Here is a 19,962-nt window from a genome sequence, read left to right as displayed (position 1 = left end):
CTGGCTATAGTCACAGGATGAGTCTTCGCCGCCTGTTGCTCGCGCTGGCGGTTTTGGGTGCGGCCCTGGCGGCGCAGACAAAACCGTTCCGCATTCAGGATGTCGTCGCCATCCGGTACCCCTCCGCCTGGCGCTGGTCGCCGGACGGTCAGAGCGTCAGCTTCGACTGGGACATTGGCGGCGTGCATCAGCGCTACAGCGTGAGCGCGGAGCATCCGGCCACACCACAACTATTGACGGGTGCGGGGCCGGGCGTGGCTGCGCCACGCCACCCGCTTGAGGCTCGGCCGGGCCGGGGGCCCGGGGAGTCCCAACCCGGCTCTCGCGCTTTGCCTCCGGCCGCGCGCGAGCGTACGGCCGCCGTGCTTTCGCCCGACGGTGTGCGCAGCGCCCGCGTCGATGGTAACGCCATCGTCATCACCACGCTCGCCAGCGGTGCCTCGATCTCCGTTCCACTGCAGGCACAGCCGCGCGCGCTGCGCTGGTCGCCCGATGGCCGCCGGCTGGCGTACATGCTGGGCGGCGGGCCGCAACCGCACAATTTCTCCGCGCCCGAAGTCGGCGACAAGATCATTTTCCGCGTCACCGGCTATGAGCCCGGCCAGCTTTACGTGGTGGCCGCAAGCGGCGGTGCGCCGGGCAAGGTGCCGATGCCCGCCGGCGGTTACGGCGCCGCATGGTTAAACGCTGACACGCTGCTCGCCAGCGCCGTCGCACCTGACTCCAAATCCCGCGCCATCTATTTTCTCGATGCCCGCGGCGGTGCGCCGCGCGCCGTCTATACCGACCACGAGCCGAAATTCTTCAGCATGTTCGGCCGTGACGCGCGGCCCAAAATTTCGCCCAACCGCCAATGGATCGAGTTCGGCAGCGACGCCAGCGGCTGGGATCAGATCTACGTCATGCCTGCCTCCGGCGGCCCCGCGGTGCAGGTGACGCGCGGCGCCTTTGCGAGCTGGCGCGCAGCCTGGTCGCACGACTCGACGCGCATCGCCTTCGATGCCAATGCGCCCGGCCATCCCGGCGACCGCCAGATCGGCGTGGTCGCGCTCCACGGCGACCCGGCGCATGCCACCGTTACCTGGCTCACGCACGGCCGCGGCACCAACCTTGGCCCCATGTGGTCGCCGCATGACCGCCGCTTGGCCTACCAGCACACCGACGCCCAGCACTCCGCCGATCTTTACGTCATTCCCTCCGCCGGCGGCACGCCGCTGCGCTTGACCGACTCCATGCCGCCGCCGCTGCGCGGCCGCCATTTCGTCGCGCCCGAGTTGATTCACTATCGCGCCGCCGACGGCAAATCCGTCTCAGCGTGGCTGTTCCTGCCGCCGCATTTCGACAAAAGCAAGCGCCACGCCGCCATCGTCTGGATTCATCCCGATGGCGTCAACCAGAACTATGATGGCTGGCACACCGACCGCAACGAAGCGGTTTACTACTCGTTTCACCAGTACCTGCTGCAGGAGGGCTACGTGGTCATCGCGCCCGACTACCGCGGCAGCATCGGCTATGGCCGCGACTGGCGCACCGCTGTCTACCGCGATGTCGGCGGCGAAGATGCCACCGACGCCCGCCTCGCCGCCAACTACCTAAAATCGCTGCCCTACGTCGATCCCCAGCGTATCGGCGTCTGGGGGCTGAGTTACGGCGGCTACTTTACCCTGCGCGCCATCACGACCGATCCGACGCTGTTTGCCTGCGCGGTCGATGTCGCCGGTCTGGTCAATCCCGCCTGGTACTACAAAGACCCGTATCACTCCGGCTGGATGGCCGAGCGCATGGGCACGCCCGAGCAAAATCCGGAAGGCTACGCGCGCGGCGCCACCAGCACCCACATGGACCGCCTGGCCCGGCCGCTGCTGATCCTGGCCGGCACCGCCGACGTCAACGTACCCTTCTGGGAGACCACCTTGCTGCTCGATAGCATCCTGAAAGACGGCAAAGGCAGCCTGGTGCAGTTCATGATGTACCCCGGCGAATTCCACTACTTTGACCGCGCCTTCGTCCTCCATGACGCCTGGCGCCGCGTCGATGACTTCTTCCGCGCGCACCTGCACCCGCAGAATTGAATCGGTGCTATGGTAGCCACATGGCCACCAAGGGGACCGTCGGCGCGCGCGAGCTGAAAAACCGGCTGGGCAAATACCTGGAACAGGTCCGTAAGGGGGGCACGCTCATTATCACCGACCGCGGCAAAGAAGTAGCGGAATTGCGGCCGTTACCGAGCGATCCAGAAGAAGCTGCCTGGGAGCGGCTGCATGCGGAAGGAACCGTGACCAGACCAATTGGCAAGCTGCGGCCAGCTACGCCGTTACGCATCCCCGGAGTTTCGCTCAGCGATGCGATTCGCGAGGACCGGGATGAGGGGTATTGATCCGCTATTTTGATTCCAGCGCCTGGGCGAAGCGTTACGTGTTCGAACCGGGCACGGATGAGGTCATGCGGTTCGGGCAGCAGGCCTCAGTCGCGACGAGCCGGCTGACGGTCGTGGAGACGGCGTCGGGAATCACGCGCCGTCTGCGTGAGGGAGGAATTACCGTAACCGAGAGCGAGCGAATGTTGGCCGATCTGGAGTCGGATGCGGCAGGGATCTTGCTGATCGAAGTTGATGGGTACGTGTGCAGGATCGCGGTTGAAGTGCTGCGCCGCCACGCCCTGCGTGCGGGTGATGCGGTTCAGCTTGCGAGTGCGCTGCATCTCCTGCGGCGGTTGGGAAGAGGGATCGAGTTCGTCTGTTTTGATCAACGCCTGAACGCCGCCGCGCGCACTGAGGGATTGCTCACCCCAGCCGTTTCCTAACCGGGCAATGTGGCTCGCCACTTTTTACCCCTGGTCGCTCCCGTTGGCCGGTTGGAGTGCGGGCTTCGATTCCCGGCAGGGTGCGCCCGCTGGCGCTCAGGGCTCCTCCGAGCTGCCGCCGCCGGTTTGCTCCACTTGGGGCCATCCACTGCGCTTGCAGAAACGGTAGAATAATCATCTGGTCCTGAGTTCGCGGCCAGCGCTGTACCTTCATGCAGATTTTCGGCGCCTACGCCCTCGTCCTGGCCTTCGTGCTCGCCTGCTATGCCGTGCTCGCCGGCGTGGTTGGCCTCAGTTCGCACCGGCCGCGCATGATCGCCAGCGCCGAGCGCGCCTACCTGATGATTTTCCCGGCGGTGCTGGCCGCCGTCATCTGCCTGCTGGGCCTGATTTTTCACGACACTTTCAGCGTCGCCTACGTCGCCGAGCACAGCAACCGCGCCCTGCCGCTGTACTACAAGTTTGCCGTGCTCTGGTCCGGCCAGGAAGGCTCGCTGCTGTTCTGGTCCATGCTGCTCAGCGGCTACGGCTTCGTGGCGCTGCTCACCAGCGGCCGCAAGCATCCGCAACTGCGCCCCACGGTCGCGGTCATCCTGGCCGCCATCACCTCGTTCTTCCTGCTGCTGAACAATTTCGTCGCCTCGCCCTTCACCACCCTGCCCGTGGGCACGCCCGCCGACGGCAGCGGCCTCAACCCACTGCTGCAATACTCCCAGATGGATGTGCATCCGCCCATCCTGTATCTCGGCTACATCGGCTTTGCGATCCCGTTTGCCTTCGCGCTCGCCGCGCTCATCAAGCGCATGCCCGGCGACCGCTGGATTCGCGTTACCCGCCTGTGGACCATGATCGCCTGGGCGTTCCTCACCGTGGGCATCGTCCTCGGCGGCTACTGGGCCTACAAAGTTCTGGGGTGGGGGGGCTATTGGGAGTGGGATCCGGTTGAAAACGCCGCCTTCCTGCCCTGGCTCACCGGCACCGCCTTCCTGCACTCGGTGATGATGCAGGAGAAGCGCGGCATGCTGAAGGTCTGGAACATCGGCCTCATCTTCCTTACTTTCTTCCTGACCATCTTCGGCGATTTTCTGGTGCGCAGCGGCATCGTCAGCTCCGTACACGCCTTCGCGCAATCGGCGATTGGCAACTACTTCGTCGTCTTTCTGGTCGCGATTGCGGTCGTGTGTCTGTACGTCTTCTTCCGCAACCGTTCGGCGCTGGGCGGCGACAATCAGCTTGAATCCACGGTTTCGCGCGAGAGCGGCTTCCTGTTCAATAACTTCGTGCTGCTGGTGGCGGCGCTGGCGATTCTTTGGGGCACCATCTTCCCGGTGCTTTCGGAGGCGATCCAGGGCGAAAAGATCACCGTCGGCCGGGAGTTCTTCGACCGCATCAACATTCCGCTGTTCCTGTTTTTGCTCTTCCTCACCGGCGTCGGGCCGCTGCTGGCCTGGCGGCGGACTTCGCTCGGCAGCCTGCGCCGCAACTTCCTGAACCCCGCGTTGTGCGGCGTGGCCACCGCGATTGTGCTGGTCCTGAAGGGCCTGCACGATCCTTACCCGCTGGTCGCGTTCGGCCTCTGCGCCTTCGTGCTCGTGACCATCGCCATGGAATTTGGCCGGGGGGCGCGCGTGCTGGTCAAACGCGGCCGATCGTGGCCCGGCGCCGTCGTGCACCTGACTTCGCGCAACACCCGCCGCTACGGCGGCTACATCATTCACATCGGCATCATCCTGATGGCGATCGGCATCACCGGCGCGGCCTTCAACCAGAGCGTCGAGGCGCCCATGCCGTACCAGGGAAAAATTCAGATCGGCTCTTACCAGCTCGTCTCCGAATCCTACACGCAGGACGACAACCCCAACTACTCGACCGAAGCCGAAATCATTCAGGTCCGCCAGAACGGCCGCGTGGTCGATACCCTGTATCCCTCGCGCCGCTTCTACAAGGCCAGCAATCAGGCGCAGTCCATGGTGGCCATCCGCTCGGAACCCTCCGGCGACCTTTACCTGGTCTATGCCGGCGACGATCCCAATACCCACGTGCCCATCCTGCACGCCTACATCCGTCCGCTGATCATGTGGATCTGGGTCGGAACCATCGTCGTGATCTTCGGAACCCTGATCGCTTTGCTGCCCAGCCGCAAATCCGATTCCGGCACACGCCCCGAGCCCGTGCGCGCGCTCGATCGCGTTGATCAACCCGAGCCGGACGCCGAGCCTCGCGAGGTGTCGCTTGCGCAGTAAATGTTCGGTCCTTTTTGTGGTGCTTTTCTTGTTTGCCGGCAGCGTCGCGCTGCGCGGCGACGGCACGTTTTCTCCCCGTGCTGAGCGCATCGGCAAGCAGTTGATCTGCACCTGCAGCTGCCAGCAGGGCGCACTCGTCTGCACCACCCTCAACTGCACCGTCAAGCTCCAGATGCAGGCGGAAGTCCGCCAGCGTTCGCTGCTGCCCGAAGCCGATTCGCTGGTGCTGCAATCCTTCGTGCAGGAGTACGGCACCGAGGTGCTGGCCAACCCGACACATCAGGGCTTTAACGAGACCGCGTGGGTGATGCCCTGGATCATCCTTGCCGTGGGCCTGGTGCTGGTGCTGTTTTTCATCAATCGCTTTCGCGTGCGGCAGCAAACCGCGCCCGCGCCCGCCGAACCACCGGCTCCGGACACCGCCGGCATTCGGGCGCAGGTGGCGGCCGAGCTGGAGCGCGAGATCGGGAAGCCGTAAATGCCCCTGATTGCCGCCTGTTGCCTCATTCTGACCTTGGCCGTAGGCTACTGGATCTTTACCGCCCAGCCCGACGCGCCCGATGGCGGCCCGCGCGAAGCCATGCGCCAGGCGCTGGAAGAGCGCAAGAAGGCGGTTTACGAAAATCTCAAGGATTTGCACTTCGAACACCTGGCGGGCAAGCTCTCCGATGCCGACTTCCAGCGCAGCCGCGCCATGCTCGAACGCGAAGCCGCCGATGTCACCACGGCTCTCAAAAATGCGTAAGCTGGTTTTTCTCTTTTTCGCCTTGGCCATAGCTGCGGCCGCGCAGGCCGGCCAGAATGTGGTGGGTACGGTCCTCAACCTCACCACCGGCTCGCCGCTCGCCAACGCCAAGGTCACGCTGGTTCAGCTCCAGGGCAACATGAACAACGTCGGCCAGACCACCACCGGCGCTTCCGGCCACTATCGCTTCAGCGAAAACATCCCCGGACCGTTCATGGTGCGCGTCGACTATCAGGGCGTGCCCTACTTCGCCAAGGTCGCCACCGGCCAGTCGGAAACCAACGTCAGCGTCTACAGCGTCAGCAGCGACGCGACGCTGCTGCGCGTGGATGCGGAAATCATGGTCTTGCAGCCCGATCAGGGCCAGCTTGCCGTGGTGAACGAATATCGCGTCGAAAATGGCTTGCAGCCCATGCGCACGCTGGCGGCCAAGGGCGGCATGTTCCGCTTCCGCGTGCCCGCCGGCGCGCATGTGGACATGGTCCGCGTGGTGGCGCCCAATGAAATGCCGCTGGCCCACTCCGCGCTGCCCACGGCCGATCACAGCGTCTACAGTGTGGATACGCCGCTGCGGCCCGGCGAGACCAAAATTCAAATCTCCTACCGCATCCCTTACGCCGGCGCCAAAGCCGCGATCACCGAGGCACCGGTTTTCGTGCCGGCGCATTTCGAGGTCTACGTCCCCCAGCCCATGCAGTTCTCGGGCGCGGGCTTCGTGCAGGTCGGCGCGCAGCAGGGTTATAACGTCTACGGCGTCACAGCCGCGGCGGTACCCAAATCCGTCAGCTTTGCTGTCTCCGGCAACGCACCCCTGCCCAGCGAGGTGACCAATGGCTCCTCCGCGGGCGCCGCGCCTCCGGCAAGCTCGGCGAGCACTGGACCGGAAGCGGCCGCCGCGCCCGTGCCCGCAGCGGCTTCCGGCGCCGTTCCGATGCCGACGCTGCTGGAGCGCAACAAATGGACGGTCTTCATCGTCCTCGCCCTCCTCGCCGCCGCCGGCTTCGGCATACTGCTTTCGCGCTCGGAAAAACAGCCCGTAGTCGCAGCCGCCGGCGTCGCGCCCGCCGCAGCAGCGCCTTCACCCTCGGCGCCGCCCATGGGTGATGAGCTGGCACGCCTAAAGGACGACCTCTTCCTGCTCGAAGTCCGCCACCACACCGGCCACATTTCCGACGCCGAATACGCCCAGTCCCGCGCCGCCCTCAACGCCCGCATGGACACGCTCGCCCGCCGCTAGCTATACTGAAAGGTACTCGGATGCGCAAGGTCACCTGGAAATTCGGACTGCTGATCGCCATCATGCTGGCGGCAATCGCCTGGCTGGCGTTTACCGCGGTGCGCGACACCAAGGCCTACTTCGTTACCGTCACCGAGTTGGAGCAGATGCCGCCGGCGCAGGCGCATGCGGTCAATCTCCGCGTTTCCGGCGATGTGGTTCCGGGCAGCATCCGCAAAGACATCATGCGCCAGGGCATGCTGCAGACCACGTTTGAGATCAGCCAGGGCGGTCATGTCCTGCCGGTCGCTTATGTGGGCACCGATCCGCTGCCCGACACCTTCGTGAACAATGCCCAAGCCGTCGCCTCGGGCCGCTGGCTGGCGGACGGAACCTTCCGCGCCTCCGGCGTGCAGGCGAAGTGCGCCTCGAAGTATGAGCCCAAGTACGCGCGCGCCGCGGGCCGCGCGCCGCGCACCAGCGCGGGCATGATGAATTAACCTATAGTCCTCGTGTGCCGTTTTTAGAATGCAACCGCGTCAGCCGCTTTTTTGGCGACGCCGTGGTCTTGCGCCACGTCAGCTTTTCCTGTGAGCGCGGCCGTCTGCTTACCCTCTGGGGCGCCAACGGCGCGGGCAAATCGACCTTGCTGCGCATCCTGGCGGGCGCGCTGCGGCCGACCGACGGCAGCGTGACCGTCGAGGGCGCGGGCGCCGGTTCCGCCGCGGCGCGCCGCCAGACCGGGTTTCTCTCGCATCAGAGCCTGCTGCATCCTCATCTCACCGTAGCCGAGAACCTGCGCTTTTACGCTACCCTTTATGGCCTTTCGGACGGCGATGCCGCCGTCGTCCGCGCCCTTGATCAGGTGCGCGGCCCCGCGCTCGGTCCGCGCCGCGTGGCCGAACTCTCCCAGGGCATGCGCCAGAAAGCCGCGCTCGCCCGCTGCCTGCTGCATCAACCCGCGCTGCTGCTGCTGGACGAACCCTTCGCCAGTCTGGACCAGCAGACGGTGGCGGAAATGCGTGCCTGCCTCACCGAACTGCGCGACGGCGGCATGACCCTGCTGCTCAGCAGCCACAATCCCGAGCAGGTCGCCGGCCTGGCCGATGGCGAACTGACGCTCGCGCGCGGCCGGTTGACCGTGGCCGGGCGGCAAGGAGTTGCGGTTGGCTAACTCCCTCAAGATCGCCGCCGCCGTCGCCGCGCGCGACCTGCGCATCGAGCTGCGCACCCGCGAAGCCCTGCTCGCCATGGGCTTCTATGCACTGCTGGTGATCGTGGTTTTCAGCTTCGCCTTCAATGCCGATGCCGCGCTCACCCTCCGCGCCGGCGGCGCGCTGCTGTGGATCGCCTTTCTGTTTGCCGCGCTGGTAGCGCTCGATCGTGCGTTCCTGCGCGAGACCGGCGAGGCCAGCTTGATGGGCCTGCAAATCAGCCCCGCCTCGCGCTCGGCGATGCTGGCCGGCAAGTTCTTCGCCAGCCTCGCGGTCATTCTCGCGCTCGAGGTCATCCTGGTGCCGTTGTTCGCCATTCTGTTCAACGCGCCGCCGCGTACCGAGTGGTGGGGCATTGCTGCCACGTGCGTGCTGGGTACCTGGGCGCTGGCCGCCAATGGCACCTATTTTTCCGCCATGAGCGCGCACTCGCGCCAGCGCGGCCTGCTGCTGCCACTCTTGCTATTGCCCATTTCCATCCCGGCGATTCTGGCCATGGTGGAAGCCACGCAGGTTTTTCTCGCCGGCTCAGGCGTGGCAAACTATTGGTTGAAGCTGCTGATCGGCTACGACGTGGTTTTCTCCTGCCTCGGCCTTCTGCTGGCGGATACGGTACTGGAAATTGAGTAGCATGCCTTCTGATTCTTCGTTCTTGCGCGCCCGCTCGAGTTGGGTCTTCGCCGCAACGCTGGCGCTGCTGCTTGTCGCCCTGTGGTGGGCGCTGGTGGGTGCGCCCACGGAATCCACCATGGGCACCATCCAGCGGATCTTCTACTATCACGCTCCCGCGGCGCTCACCGCTTTTGTCGCCTTCATCATCAACGCCATCGCCAGCATTGCCTATCTGGTTCGCCGCTCCGAGCCAGCCGATGCGCTGGCGGTGTCCTGTGCCGAAGTTGGCCTGGCGTTTCTGACGATTAACCTGATCACCGGACCCATCTGGGCGCATCCGGTCTGGGGCGTGTGGTGGGTGTGGGGGCCGCGCCTGACGTTGACGCTGGCGTTGTGGGTGATGTTCGCCAGCTATTTGATCCTGCGCCAGCTTACGCCGCCCGGTTCGCTGCAGCCGCGTCTGGCCGCGGCGCTCTCGGTCTTCTTTGCCGTGGATGTGCCCATTGATTACATGGCCATCCGCTGGTGGCGGACGCAGCATCCGGCGCCGGTGCTCATGGGCGGCCCGAATTCGGGCTTGGCGCCGCGCATGTTGATCGCCTTTCTGATTTCGATGGTGGCGTTTTTGGCGCTGATGGGCTGCCTGGTGTGGTTGCGCTATCACCAGGAACTGACGCGCAATCGTCTCGTCAAACTGCGCCAGCACCAACTGCTGGCGGAGGAGGTTTAAGGTATGGGAAGTCTGGTGGCCGCATATACGGTGGCCTGGGTAGTGCTGATGGTGTACGTGTTCACGCTGGCCGCGCGCCAGCGCCGCCTCAAGCGCACCTTAGCCGCGTTGGAAACAGAGGCGGCCGGAGCCAAAGCCGGCAAGAGCACGGCGGAGTCTCATGCCGGCTGAGATCACCGATGAAGTCCTGCTCGCCGAGACCGAGAGCATTGCGCGCGAAGCGGGCCGCCTGCTGCTCGACCATCGCGGCCGCGTCGGCATCGAATACAAAGGCGAAGCCGACCTGGTCACGGCCGCCGACCGCGCCAGTGAAAAGCTGATTGCTGCCCGCCTGCACGCCGCTTTTCCCGATCACGCCGTCATCGCCGAAGAGGGCACGCGCACCGAGGGCCGCAGCGGCGCCGTCTGGTACGTGGACCCGCTCGATGGCACCACCAATTTCGCCCACGGCCTGCCGTTCTTCGCCGTCTCGCTCGGCCTCGAACGCGCCGGTCAGATTGTCGCCGCGGTTGTCTACAATCCTCCGCTCGACGAAATGTTCACTGCATTGCGCGGTCGCGGGGCCTGGCTGAACCACGATCCGATTCACGTCTCCGCGACGGCCGACATCGCCGAAGCCCTGCTGGCCACGGGTTTCCCCTCGCACAAGCGCCATTCCAGCCCCAATATCCTCTTCTACCAGTACTTCAGCCTGCACAGCCACGGCATGCGCCGCCTGGGCGCCGCCGCGCTCGACCTCTGCTACACCGCCTGCGGCCGCTTCGGCGGCTATTGGGAGTTTGGCCTCAAGCCGTGGGACGTGGCGGCCGGCTCCCTGATCGTCACCGAAGCCGGTGGCCGGGTGAGCGACATGCGCGGCGCCGCGCACCAGCTCCACAGTCCCGAGATCCTGGCCAGCAACGGCCGCTTGCATCCCACGCTGCTCGCCGCCTTCAATGATCTATTTGCGGGCCGCACGCCCCCGCTGCCCGATCCTGCCACCTATCTACGCGAACGCTCGGCGGTACCGGCGCGGTGAAGACCGCCCGCCATGGTACCGCGCGCCAGCGCGCCCACCTGCTCCGCCAAAACTCCTGGCGGCGGGTGCAGACCATCCTCTACGAGCGCCGCCGCCAGGCGCGCGATCCCCAGATCAGCCATCTCGAGGTGCCGCTGCCCCGGCTTCCGGTCTCGCTCAGCGGCCTGCGCATCGCCCACCTGTCGGACATCCACTACGGCCTGTTTCTATCCCGAGAGTCGCTGTTGCGGGTTCTCGATCTTACCCAGGCGCAGCGGCCCGACCTCATCTGTATTACGGGCGACTTTGTGACGCAGTCACCCGTCTTTATCGACCCGGTGGGGGAAATGCTGGGCCGGTTACATGCCCCGCTGGGGGTGTATGCCGTCCTCGGCAATCACGACTTCCGCGCCGGCGCCGACCAGCTCACCCACGTGCTGCGCCAGCAGGGCCTTAAGGTGCTGCGCAACCAGCACCGGCTGGTGCGCCACCGCGGCGCCGCCTTCCAGATTGCCGGCATTGACGACTCCCGCCAGCACCCCAACCTGGCTGCCTCGCTGGGCCCGACCGCCAGCCGCTTCACCCTCCTGCTGGCGCATAATCCCATGGAACTGGGCGCCGCCGCGCGCTGCGGGGTGGATTTGGTGCTCTCCGGCCATACCCACGGAGGGCAGATCAAATTCGCCTTTGCTGAACCCCTCTACCAGCGCTTCCTTCCGGCCGGCTTCCTTAGCCTGGAGGCCACGCAGATGTATGTTTCGCGCGGTCTGGGCAAGGTCATCCTGCCTATGCGCGTGGGTGCCCCTCCCGAACTGGCATTTCTTACCCTTTATCCCGGAGCCTGACTTGTAACCCTCTCTGTTGAGTCACCCCCAGACGAGGGATTTTACAACCCTCCTCATTCGGGACTACTCTAACCTAGACACGCGACCCTCCGCCCTGCGGAGGTCGTGGAAAGTAAAGAGCCATGGCGTATTTTGCTTCAACCTTTGGCGATCTCGAGGCGCTGCTGGCCGCGGGAGAACCGACGCAGGTGGCCGACGCCGCTCCCGTTCTCCTCATCGAGGATGATGCCCACATCCGCCGCAGCATCGTCTATCAGTTCCATCGCCAGGGCTATCGTGTCACGTGCTGCGCGGATGGCGAGGCCGGCCTGGAGGAGGCGCTTAAGCACAACTACTGCGTCGTCATCCTCGATCTCATGCTTCCCAAGCTCGACGGCTTTACCGTTTGTAAGCAACTGCGCCAGAGCCGCAAAGATCTGCCCATCATCATCATCTCCGCGCGCGGCTCCGACATCGACAAGATCACCGGCCTGGGCCTGGGCGCCGACGACTACGTCGCCAAGCCCTTCAGCCCGGCGGAGCTCGAAGCCCGCGTGCGGGCCCTGCGCCGCCGCACCGGCAGTTTTGAACCCGAACCCATTGCCGCGGGCGGCATGGTGCTGGACTGCACCAAATATCAGTTGACGATCGGCGGCGCCGTCGTGCGCCTCACCCCCAAGGAGCTGAAGATCCTGCGCCTGCTGATGAACTCGCCCGGCCGGGTCTTCACCCGCGAGAATCTGCTCACCCAGGTCTGGGGCGTTGCCTTCGAAGGCTATCACCGCGCCATTGATGCCCACATGAGCCGCCTCAAGATCAAACTCCTCGAACAGGCGGGCGAGCCGCCCGACTGGCTGGAATCCGTCTACGGCGTGGGCTACCGCTTCCGCGATCCCGCCGAAAAGATGACCGTCAAGATCCACGACCCCGCCGCCGCCGGCCCTGCCGCCCCGGAGGGCTGAGGCATGCCCCTCGGCCTCGCCGACGCCCGCCAGCGGCTCGCTTATATCAACCAGTACCGCGAGCTGGTGCTGGGCGTGCTGTTTATTCTGCTGCTGAGTTCCCGCGTCCTCGGCCGGCACTTGCCCGATATCGCGCTGGTGCTGTTCGGCGTCTGGTTCCTGCTGGCTTGCGGCTTCGTCCAGATTGGCGTCCGCGCTTCCAGCGAACGCCGGCTCTATTGGACCGCGGGCTTGTACTTCCTGGCGGAGCTCGCCCTGATCACCGCCATTGCCGACTGCCTGCCCGCCGGCTTTCACTGGCTGGCGCTGCTGTTCTACGTGGTCACCATCCTGCACGCCAACATGGTGCTGCCGCGCCGGCTGGCGCTGCTGCTGGCGGCGCTCGCGGCCGCCGGGTTCGCGTTCCTGGTGGGGGTGGGCGCCGGCCTGCTGCAGCCGCCCGTGGCGATCGTGGCGATGGTCGCGCTGGTCATCGTCGGCGTACTGGTGTTTGTCATCGCCGGCCTGAGCATGGCTCAGTTCTCCCGCATGCTGCGGCGGCAGACCGAGGCGCTGCAGGCGGTCAATCACCGCCTGCAGGCGACCACCGAGGAGCTGCGCATGCATCGCGATCATCTCGAGGATCTGGTGCGCGAGCGCACCGTCGATCTCGAGCACGCCACCCAGGATTTGCGCGGCATCAATGCGGATCTGCGCCGGCTGAACGAGCTGAAATCCAGTTTTCTGGCCAACGTCAGCCACGAGCTGCGCACCCCGCTGACCTCCATCCGCTCCTTTTCCGAGCTCTTGCTCCACTACCCCGACGAGGATCCGGCGACGCGCGCCGAATTTTTGAGCATTATCAGCAATGAGAGCGACCGCCTGATGCGGTTGATTGACGAAGTCCTGGATCTGGCCAAAATTGAGGCCGGACATCTGCAACTGCACCCTCAGCCGGTGGCCTTGCCCGAACTGGTTCACGAAACCAGCGAGCTCTTTCAGATTCTAGCCATGCAGCAGGGCCTGGAGCTACGCTACGCGCTGCCCGACGATCTGCCGCGGGTTTGGGCCGATCCTGACCGCCTGCGCCAGGTCTTCACCAACCTGTTGAGCAACGCCTTCAAGTTCACCGCCGCTGGCCGCATCGAAATTACGGCGGCTCTTCAGAAAGGCGAAATGCTCATCACCGTGGCCGATACCGGCGCCGGTTTCCCTCCGGGCGATGCCGAGCGCATTTTCGACAAGTTCCACCAGCGCGGCGAGGCCGTCGCCGGGAAACCCGTAGGCGCCGGCTTGGGCTTGGCCATCTGCCGCGAAATCTGTCAGCATCACGGCGGCCGCATCTGGGCTGCGCCCCGCCCCGGCGGCGGTTCGCTCTTCCATTTCACCCTCCCGCTGGCGCACGTGCGCGCTGCCGCCACGGTGGCCGGCGCTTGAGGTTCAACAGCGGTGTTTCTGAATGTGGCGGAGGTACTCTTCCAGTAGGTACAAGTAGCGCCGCCGAGCCGGCCCTTGTCCTGGTCCGGCGCTCAGCTGCCTGCCCTCGGCCAGCTCAGCACGCCGTTGGTCGAGGCGCTCCTGCCACATCTCGACCTCAGCCTCACGCACGCGCACGTGTAACGTGTCTCGCACGTGGCAGCGTTTGCGCGTCGAACTGGCTGTCTCTTGTTCCGGTTGCTCCACGCCCTTTTTGCATGCCCGGGGGTCGAACAAAGTATAGCGCGCCGCCGCGGCGTTACGATAGCATTCGCGTTTGCCCCTCACGCTTGCGCCGCGCGAAGTAGAAGTAGGCGGGCACGCCCGCCAGAATAATCGCTAATCCCAGGCTGGAGTAGGCCAGGTTCTGCCAGTAGGTCTGCACCAGAATCACCGCCGCCGCCGCGATGAAAATGCCAGGCAGCACCGGGTAACCCCAACTTGCATACGGCGCGCGTTCGCCCCGCCGCCGGAAGACGAACAGGGAAGCGATGGCCAGCATGTAGAACAGCCACTCCGCAAAGATGGTGAGCGTGAACAGCGATTTGAAGGAAGCGGCCAGCGCGAAGCCCATGGCAAACAGCGCCTGAATCAGCAGCGAAACGTCGGGGGTGCGATGCTGCGGGTGCACGTGCGCCAGGCGCTTGAAAAACAGGCCGTCATGCGCCATGGCAAACGGCACCCGCGCCCCCGACAGAATCGAGCTGTTAAGCGTCGCAAAGGCGCTCACCATGATGGCGATGGCGACCAGGGCGCCGCCGGCACTGCCCCAGAAATGCGCCACCATGCTGGAGGCGACGTTGCCCGAAGCGGCAATCTGCGCCGGCGTCAGCACGTACAGGTACGCCAGGTTGATACCGGCATAAAAGACGAAAACTACAGCAATGCCGCCGATCATGGCGCGCGGAATCGTCTTGCCCGGATCACGGATTTCACTGCCCGCCAGGGTCAGGTCATTCCAGCCGTCGTAGGCCCACAGCGCGGCCACCAGCGCCGCGGCAAACCCGCCGCTGGCGCCCAGAGAAGCCGGCAACTGCTGCGAAAAGTGTGACCAGCTCCCCTGGCCCCACGCGAAAGCCGCGCTCGTCAGCCCCGCCACCAGGACGAGCTTGAGCGCCGTGAACAACGCCTGCACCTGGCCGCCATGGCGCACGCCATAAAAATTGATCAGCGTGACCAGCGCGATTACCCCGGCCGCTACGAGATGCAGGCCGGTAAACACGCCCGAGCTGCCGATTACCGGCTGCTGCAGCGCCGGCCAGAGCGTTTCCGCCGCCAGCGCAAAGCCTGCTCCGATGGTGGCGACCGAAACCGGCCGCACGATCCAGAACATCCCCCAGCCGAACAGAAAGCCGAACAGGGGCCCCAGGCCGTCGCGCATGTAGGCGTATTCGCCGCCTGCCTGCGGCCGCAGCGTACCCAACTCGGCGTAAGCCAGCGCCCCCGCCAGCGACAAAAATCCGCCCACCACCCAGGCCAGCAGGATCCAGCCGATGCTGTGGACTTCCTGGATCATCTCCTGGCTGACGAAGAAGATTCCGGTGCCGATCAGCGTTCCCACCACCATGGCGAGGCTCTGCCACGGGCCCAGCGCGCGGACTAAGCCGTCGCTGGTGGCGCTAGCTGCCGCTAAACGTGGACTGCTTGAGGGCGTGTTCATGGGGCCTTGGGTGATCGAAGCAACTGATACCATACCCTACCGCAAACGTCACGATTGTGCCCGCCACCACAAACCAGGTGTAGGCCACCCCCAGGTGCGACAGCTCCAGGGTGACGGCAATGCCGGTCACCAGGCCCACAATCGCGCCGGTTTGGGTGGCACGCTTCGTCAGCGTTCCCAGCAGGAACATGCCCAGCAGCCCGCTGAAGGGGTAGGAAATAATCGCCAGGCCGGATTCCAGCACCGAGCGGGAGTGCCGGCTCGCATAGGCGACAAAGCCCATCACCACCAGCCACCCGACCGTGGCCAGCCGCGACATCCACATCAGGTGCTGCTCGCTCTTGTCGGCGCCAAACATCGGCCGGTAAAAGTCAATGATGGTGCTGGAGCTGAGCGCGTTCAGCGCCGCGCTCAGGTTCGACATCGAGGCCGCCAGAATTGCGGCCAGCACCAGCCCGGCGATGCCCACCGGCAAGTGATCCGCCACAAACTGCGGATAGAGGCTGTCATAGCGCCCAAAGGCGCCCGCCGCCAAATGCAGGGCATGCGTCTGATAGAAGGCGTAGAGGGAAACGCCAATCACCAGAAACAGCACGAACTGAAAAAAGATCACCAGCCAGCTCGACATCAGCGCCACCGTGCTCTCGCGCTGATTGCGCGCCGCCAGCAGGCGCTGCACCATGAGCTGATCGGTGCCGTCGGTCGCCATGGTCAGGAAGGTCCCGCCCAGCAGACCCGACCAGAAGGTGTAGGTCTCGGTCCAGGAAAAATTGAAATGAAAGATGCGCAGCTTGTTGCCGTGGTTCGCGGCCATGGCGGTGACCGTGTGCCAGCCGCCGGGCAGGGCATGCAGCAATAGCACCAGGCTGAGCACCGCGCCGGCGACATAGATGCAGATCTGGATGAAGTCCGTCCAGACCACGGCCCGCAGGCCGCCCTCGAGCGTGTACAGCAGGGTCAACACAGCGACCAGCGCCAGGACGGCAATCGGGCTGAGATGCAGATGCCAGCCTGCCGGCAGGCCGTTCAAGATCACCTCGACAACAATCGCCACGGCGTACAGCCGCACGCCTTCCGCCATCGACCGTCCGCCCAGAAAAATCAGCCCCGCCACCGTCCGCGCCCGCGAGCCAAAGCGCTGCTGGATCAGTTCATACGCCGTCAGCAGCTTGCCGCGAAAATAGGCTGGAATCAGAATCAGGCTAATCAGCACGCGCGCCACGAGATACCCGAAGACGAGCTGCAGAAATCCCAGATCGCCCGTAAACGCCAGCCCTGGCGTGCTGATGATGGTGAGTACGCTGGTTTCGGCGGCGACGATGGAAAGCGAAATCGCCCACCAGGGGAGCTGTCCGCCGGCGAGAAAGTAATCGTGCAGCGAGGGGTTCGGCCGCCGCAGCGCGATCCCGAATGCGGTGATCGCGGCCAGGTAGATCCCGATCACCCACAGGTCCAGCGGATGCAGCATGGCGCAAGTAGTTTATCGGGCCAGCTCGCGCCGCGCCAGTTCCAGAGCGGCTTCGGCCGGGGGATAGGGAAGCGCCGCCAGCGCATGCGGCCAGGCCGCCGCCAGCGCCGCCCGCACCAGCGGCTCATGCGTCAGCACCCCGCCGGTGTAGAACGCCGCCGGCGCGCTCCAGCGCAGCTCCCGTGCGCAGGCCAGCAACAGCTCAGCCAACGCCGTCCCGGCGCGTTCGTAAATGATCTCCGGCGATGCCTGGCCGCTAGCCAGTTCGCGCCGTATCCAGTCCCCACTCCCGGGGTCATTGCCCGGCTCGGTGCCGCCGGCGCGCGCCACGCGGCCCTCGTACCGCCCCCAGGCGATTGATCCCGTCCCGGCAATGACCACAATCCCGTCGCCCTCGCCCACCGCCGCCCAGAGTGCCAGCTCGGCGTCGGTCATCACCCGCACCCGTGCGCGCGGCAGCAGCTTCGCCAGCATGGCATCATACTGCGCCTGATTGCGGCCGGCCGACGCAAACCCTGCGCAGACGGCGGCGCACTCTTCCGCGCCCGCGCCCAGCGCTCTCAGGACCTCGCCGCACCCCCGCTCCAGCTCCGCGCCCACCGCTTCCGCGCCCTTCCGGCTCAGGCTGGTGGCGCCCACTCGCGCTCGCGCTACCGCGCCGCCCCACCGCGCCGTCGCCACCAGCTCGGTCTTCGTCCCCCCGCCGTCAATTCCCAGCAAGACTTCCACGCCCGCGAGTGTAGCCTAGACCGGGGTGGAGGCGCAGCGCCGGGTTGGGGCTCGCGCGGCGGAGCCGCGCTGGTGCCCGCCCGGAAAAGCCGCGCCTACGGCTTTTGCGTCGGCCGCATCTGCACTTCGCTGACAAAGCACTGCGGGCCCTGCGTCACCAGCATCGCGACCACGTTGGCCACGTCTTCGGGCCGCAGCATCTTGCTGCGGTCCTTTTTGCCCACCATGTCCGGCGACAGATCGGTATCTACCGAACCCGGGCAAATCAGGCTGACCCGGATGCCCAAGCCGCGCAGTTCCTCGGCGGCCGAAACCGACAACTGATGCAGCGCCGCCTTGCTGGCCGCATACACCGCGCCTCCGGGGAAGGGATTGTGTGCCGCCAGCGACGCAATGTTGACGATTTGCCCGCGCCGATGCTGAATCATATGCGGCGCCACCGCCTGGATGGCAAAGTAAACCGAGCGGACATTGGTTTCCATGGTGGCCGCCCAAACCTCGGGTGGGGTTTCGTGCAACGGCGCGCCGTAGCGGCCAATGCCCGCGTTGTTGACCAAAATATCCACTCGCCCGAAAGCGGCCAGGGTGGTCCGCACCAGCGCCTCGATCGAGGCTTGGCTCCGCACATCGGTTGGCACGGCTTGCGCCCGGCCTTTTTGGGCTTCAATGGCGGCCGTGACCTCGGCTAAGCGCGCCTGGCTGCGGGCGGCCAGGACCACACTGGCCCCCAGATCGGCCAGCCGGACGGCAATCGCCCGACCCACCCCCTGGCTGGCTCCGGTAACAATTGCCACTTGCTCTTGCAATAGGGAATCTGGCATAGTGCGACCAATAGGCTTGCCGGGCATCCAAATTCAAGATAAACTTTGCGTTTCCCGGGGACCTCTGACTATTTTATAATCCTGCGATCAAGTAGAGCCCTGTTTAAGGAGAGACCATGAAGCTGTCTACCACCCTCGCTGTCGCGGCAACCCTTGCGGTTTCCAGTTGGGCCGCGGTTCCGCCGGCCCCTGGGGCCGCTCCCTTGGCGTCCGCTGCTGCCTTTCAGGGCGCGGCCTGCCCCACGCCCGCGAGCACGGAAGCCAAGAAATCCTGGAAACATGGGCGGCCCGAATACGACGCCTTCACCGCCGCCGCTAAGGCCACCGGCGCCGAGCAGGCCAAGCTGGCGGCTGAATTCGTGCAGAAATATCCCGACTCCGACTACAAGATCACGGCGCTTCAGGTCGAAATGCAGGCCCAATCGGGCGTGCCCTCGCTTCAGCCCGAAGCCGTCAAGACGGCCGAAGGACTGCTCCAAACCTCGGGCGCCAACGCCAGCCAGCTCATGTCGGCGGACGTGATCATTGCCTACCTGCAGCCCAACCTCATCAAATCGACCGATCCCAGCGCGCAGGAGGAGAGCAATAAGCTGCTGGCCATCGCAGGCTGCGGCGAACAGTTGCTGCCGACTGCCGCCTCGGCCGCTCAGCAGCCCGCGTTTGCCGCTATTTTGTCCAAGGCCAAGGGCTTCGCGCAGTTGAACCTGAAGCAGTACGACGCTGCCATTACTACCCTCAGCAAGGTGGCTCAGGACAATCCCAAGGACCCGCTGCCCTACTACTGGATGGGCATTGCCGAAGTCACCAAGACCACGCCCGACTTCAATGCCGGCATTTTTGACCTGGCCAAGGCCTCGGTCCTGGCGCCCAGCACCGGCGCGATTTCCAGCTACCTGAACACCGTCTACACCAGCTTCCACGGCTCCAACGACGGCTTGCAGGATGTGATTGCCACCGCCAAGAGCAACGCTGCTCCGCCGGCTGGTTTCAAAGTCCTGAGCAAGTCCGACGTGCAGTACGGCCAGGAAATGGCGGCCTACGAGAAGAAAAAGGAAGAGTTGGCCAACGCCTTGCCGCCGGCCGACAGTTTCCCGGGCATCAAGGCGCGTCTGGAAAAGCCCAATCTCGCCGCCGCCGAATGGAAAAATGTCAAAGGCGTCGGGTATGAGCTGCCCGGCATCGTCACCAAAATTACGGCCAAAACGATCGAGATTGCGGCGTATGCCAAAGACGCATCGGCCACTCAGGGCGATGTGCGGGTGAATCTGTTTTCGCCGCTGAAGGCACGCCGGCCCAAGGTCGGCCAGCAGGTCACGGTTAAGGGCGTCGCCAGTGCCTACGAGTCCCAGCCCTTCATGCTGGTCATGAAGGACGGCCTCATTGAAGGCTACGAACCCAAGGCCGCCAAGCCCGGCGAATAGCGGCTCGCGCCGCCTTTACTCGGGGCTGCGCCCCGGTGAACGACGCGCTGCGTCGTTCACCCC

The 19,962-nt window shown here is 65.2% G+C and carries 20 protein-coding genes; 16 read left to right on the top strand and 4 right to left on the bottom strand.

Annotation, left to right across the window (positions count from 1 at the left end):
- Nucleotides 1–17: 17 nt before the first annotated feature.
- From EPN33_13995 to EPN33_13925, 15 genes are all read left to right on the top strand, one after another.
- Complete coding sequence (locus tag EPN33_13995; GenBank protein TAN20894.1) at nucleotides 18–2,072, top strand: S9 family peptidase; 2,055 nt, start codon at nucleotides 18–20, stop codon at nucleotides 2,070–2,072.
- A gap of 20 nt (nucleotides 2,073–2,092) precedes the next feature.
- On the top strand, nucleotides 2,093–2,377 hold the full coding sequence (locus tag EPN33_13990) for a type II toxin-antitoxin system prevent-host-death family antitoxin (protein ID TAN20893.1): 285 nt from the start codon (nucleotides 2,093–2,095) through the stop codon (nucleotides 2,375–2,377).
- A complete protein-coding gene (locus tag EPN33_13985; GenBank protein TAN20892.1) occupies nucleotides 2,374–2,802 on the top strand; it encodes a PIN domain-containing protein in 429 nt (142 codons plus the stop codon). The genes EPN33_13990 and EPN33_13985 overlap by 4 nt, the downstream gene beginning before the upstream one ends.
- Before the next feature lie 212 nt (nucleotides 2,803–3,014).
- Nucleotides 3,015–5,045, top strand: coding sequence for a heme lyase CcmF/NrfE family subunit (locus EPN33_13980; protein TAN20891.1), 2,031 nt, complete (start codon nucleotides 3,015–3,017; stop codon nucleotides 5,043–5,045).
- Nucleotides 4,951–5,523 (top strand): hypothetical protein, encoded by a 573-nt coding sequence (locus EPN33_13975; GenBank protein ID TAN20890.1) that lies wholly within the window; start codon nucleotides 4,951–4,953, stop codon nucleotides 5,521–5,523. The genes EPN33_13980 and EPN33_13975 overlap by 95 nt, the downstream gene beginning before the upstream one ends.
- Before the next feature lie 82 nt (nucleotides 5,524–5,605).
- Nucleotides 5,606–7,027, top strand: a complete 1,422-nt coding sequence (locus EPN33_13970) for a carboxypeptidase regulatory-like domain-containing protein (protein ID TAN20889.1) — start codon at nucleotides 5,606–5,608, stop codon at nucleotides 7,025–7,027.
- 20 nt (nucleotides 7,028–7,047) lie between these two features.
- Nucleotides 7,048–7,506, top strand: a complete 459-nt coding sequence (locus tag EPN33_13965) for a cytochrome c maturation protein CcmE (protein TAN20888.1) — start codon at nucleotides 7,048–7,050, stop codon at nucleotides 7,504–7,506.
- A gap of 14 nt (nucleotides 7,507–7,520) precedes the next feature.
- Nucleotides 7,521–8,180, top strand: coding sequence for an ABC transporter ATP-binding protein (locus tag EPN33_13960; GenBank protein TAN20887.1), 660 nt, complete (start codon nucleotides 7,521–7,523; stop codon nucleotides 8,178–8,180).
- Nucleotides 8,167–8,850: a heme ABC transporter permease CcmB gene (locus EPN33_13955; protein TAN20886.1), complete on the top strand. Its 684-nt coding sequence runs from the start codon at nucleotides 8,167–8,169 to the stop codon at nucleotides 8,848–8,850. Before EPN33_13960 ends, EPN33_13955 begins: the two co-directional genes overlap by 14 nt.
- Nucleotide 8,851: 1 nt before the next feature.
- The gene (locus EPN33_13950; GenBank protein ID TAN20885.1) at nucleotides 8,852–9,562 is read left to right on the top strand and encodes a cytochrome C assembly protein; all 711 of its coding nucleotides are present in this window, start codon (nucleotides 8,852–8,854) and stop codon (nucleotides 9,560–9,562) included.
- Nucleotides 9,563–9,565: 3 nt separating this feature from the next.
- Nucleotides 9,566–9,733: a CcmD family protein gene (locus tag EPN33_13945; GenBank protein TAN20884.1), complete on the top strand. Its 168-nt coding sequence runs from the start codon at nucleotides 9,566–9,568 to the stop codon at nucleotides 9,731–9,733.
- Nucleotides 9,723–10,580, top strand: coding sequence for an inositol monophosphatase (locus EPN33_13940; GenBank protein TAN20883.1), 858 nt, complete (start codon nucleotides 9,723–9,725; stop codon nucleotides 10,578–10,580). Before EPN33_13945 ends, EPN33_13940 begins: the two co-directional genes overlap by 11 nt.
- Complete coding sequence (locus tag EPN33_13935) at nucleotides 10,505–11,404, top strand: metallophosphoesterase (protein TAN20882.1); 900 nt, start codon at nucleotides 10,505–10,507, stop codon at nucleotides 11,402–11,404. The genes EPN33_13940 and EPN33_13935 overlap by 76 nt, the downstream gene beginning before the upstream one ends.
- Before the next feature lie 122 nt (nucleotides 11,405–11,526).
- Nucleotides 11,527–12,345, top strand: coding sequence for a response regulator transcription factor (locus EPN33_13930; GenBank protein ID TAN20881.1), 819 nt, complete (start codon nucleotides 11,527–11,529; stop codon nucleotides 12,343–12,345).
- Between the two features lie 3 nt (nucleotides 12,346–12,348).
- The gene (locus tag EPN33_13925; protein TAN20880.1) at nucleotides 12,349–13,761 is read left to right on the top strand and encodes a HAMP domain-containing histidine kinase; all 1,413 of its coding nucleotides are present in this window, start codon (nucleotides 12,349–12,351) and stop codon (nucleotides 13,759–13,761) included.
- A gap of 298 nt (nucleotides 13,762–14,059) precedes the next feature.
- Here the strand turns inward: EPN33_13925 and EPN33_13920 are convergent, their stop codons facing one another.
- The 4 genes from EPN33_13920 to EPN33_13905 form a co-directional block, all read right to left on the bottom strand.
- Complete coding sequence (locus tag EPN33_13920; GenBank protein TAN20879.1) at nucleotides 14,060–15,493, bottom strand: amino acid permease; 1,434 nt, start codon at nucleotides 15,491–15,493, stop codon at nucleotides 14,060–14,062.
- On the bottom strand, nucleotides 15,420–16,928 hold the full coding sequence (locus EPN33_13915; protein ID TAN20878.1) for a sodium:solute symporter: 1,509 nt from the start codon (nucleotides 16,926–16,928) through the stop codon (nucleotides 15,420–15,422). Before EPN33_13915 ends, EPN33_13920 begins: the two co-directional genes overlap by 74 nt.
- Nucleotides 16,929–16,940: 12 nt before the next feature.
- Nucleotides 16,941–17,657, bottom strand: a complete 717-nt coding sequence (locus EPN33_13910) for a hypothetical protein (protein TAN20877.1) — start codon at nucleotides 17,655–17,657, stop codon at nucleotides 16,941–16,943.
- A gap of 95 nt (nucleotides 17,658–17,752) precedes the next feature.
- Nucleotides 17,753–18,478, bottom strand: coding sequence for an SDR family oxidoreductase (locus EPN33_13905; GenBank protein TAN20876.1), 726 nt, complete (start codon nucleotides 18,476–18,478; stop codon nucleotides 17,753–17,755).
- Nucleotides 18,479–18,594: 116 nt separating this feature from the next.
- Between EPN33_13905 and EPN33_13900 the strand changes: the two genes are divergently transcribed.
- The gene (locus EPN33_13900; protein ID TAN20875.1) at nucleotides 18,595–19,899 is read left to right on the top strand and encodes a hypothetical protein; all 1,305 of its coding nucleotides are present in this window, start codon (nucleotides 18,595–18,597) and stop codon (nucleotides 19,897–19,899) included.
- The last annotated feature ends 63 nt before the right edge of the window (nucleotides 19,900–19,962 follow it).

The sequence above is a fragment of the Acidobacteriota bacterium genome, assembly GCA_004299485.1.
Classification (GTDB): domain Bacteria; phylum Acidobacteriota; class Terriglobia; order Terriglobales; family SCQP01; genus SCQP01.
This window is presented reverse-complemented; position numbering and strand designations above follow the sequence as displayed.

What these genes read in the sequence shown, in the direction of transcription:
- EPN33_13995 (TAN20894.1), top strand. Translation starts at nt 18, where the DNA reads ATGAGTCTTCGCCGCCTGTTGCTCGCGCTGGCGGTTTTGGGTGCGGCC.
- EPN33_13990 (TAN20893.1), top strand. Translation starts at nt 2,093, where the DNA reads ATGGCCACCAAGGGGACCGTCGGCGCGCGCGAGCTGAAAAACCGGCTG.
- EPN33_13980 (TAN20891.1), top strand. Translation starts at nt 3,015, where the DNA reads ATGCAGATTTTCGGCGCCTACGCCCTCGTCCTGGCCTTCGTGCTCGCC.
- EPN33_13970 (TAN20889.1), top strand. Translation starts at nt 5,606, where the DNA reads ATGGCGGCCCGCGCGAAGCCATGCGCCAGGCGCTGGAAGAGCGCAAGA.
- EPN33_13965 (TAN20888.1), top strand. Translation starts at nt 7,048, where the DNA reads ATGCGCAAGGTCACCTGGAAATTCGGACTGCTGATCGCCATCATGCTG.
- EPN33_13950 (TAN20885.1), top strand. Translation starts at nt 8,852, where the DNA reads ATGCCTTCTGATTCTTCGTTCTTGCGCGCCCGCTCGAGTTGGGTCTTC.
- EPN33_13945 (TAN20884.1), top strand. Translation starts at nt 9,566, where the DNA reads ATGGGAAGTCTGGTGGCCGCATATACGGTGGCCTGGGTAGTGCTGATG.
- EPN33_13940 (TAN20883.1), top strand. Translation starts at nt 9,723, where the DNA reads ATGCCGGCTGAGATCACCGATGAAGTCCTGCTCGCCGAGACCGAGAGC.
- EPN33_13930 (TAN20881.1), top strand. Translation starts at nt 11,527, where the DNA reads ATGGCGTATTTTGCTTCAACCTTTGGCGATCTCGAGGCGCTGCTGGCC.
- EPN33_13925 (TAN20880.1), top strand. Translation starts at nt 12,349, where the DNA reads ATGCCCCTCGGCCTCGCCGACGCCCGCCAGCGGCTCGCTTATATCAAC.
- EPN33_13920 (TAN20879.1), bottom strand. Translation starts at nt 15,493, where the DNA reads ATGGTATCAGTTGCTTCGATCACCCAAGGCCCCATGAACACGCCCTCA.
- EPN33_13915 (TAN20878.1), bottom strand. Translation starts at nt 16,928, where the DNA reads ATGCTGCATCCGCTGGACCTGTGGGTGATCGGGATCTACCTGGCCGCG.
- EPN33_13905 (TAN20876.1), bottom strand. Translation starts at nt 18,478, where the DNA reads ATGCCAGATTCCCTATTGCAAGAGCAAGTGGCAATTGTTACCGGAGCC.
- EPN33_13900 (TAN20875.1), top strand. Translation starts at nt 18,595, where the DNA reads ATGAAGCTGTCTACCACCCTCGCTGTCGCGGCAACCCTTGCGGTTTCC.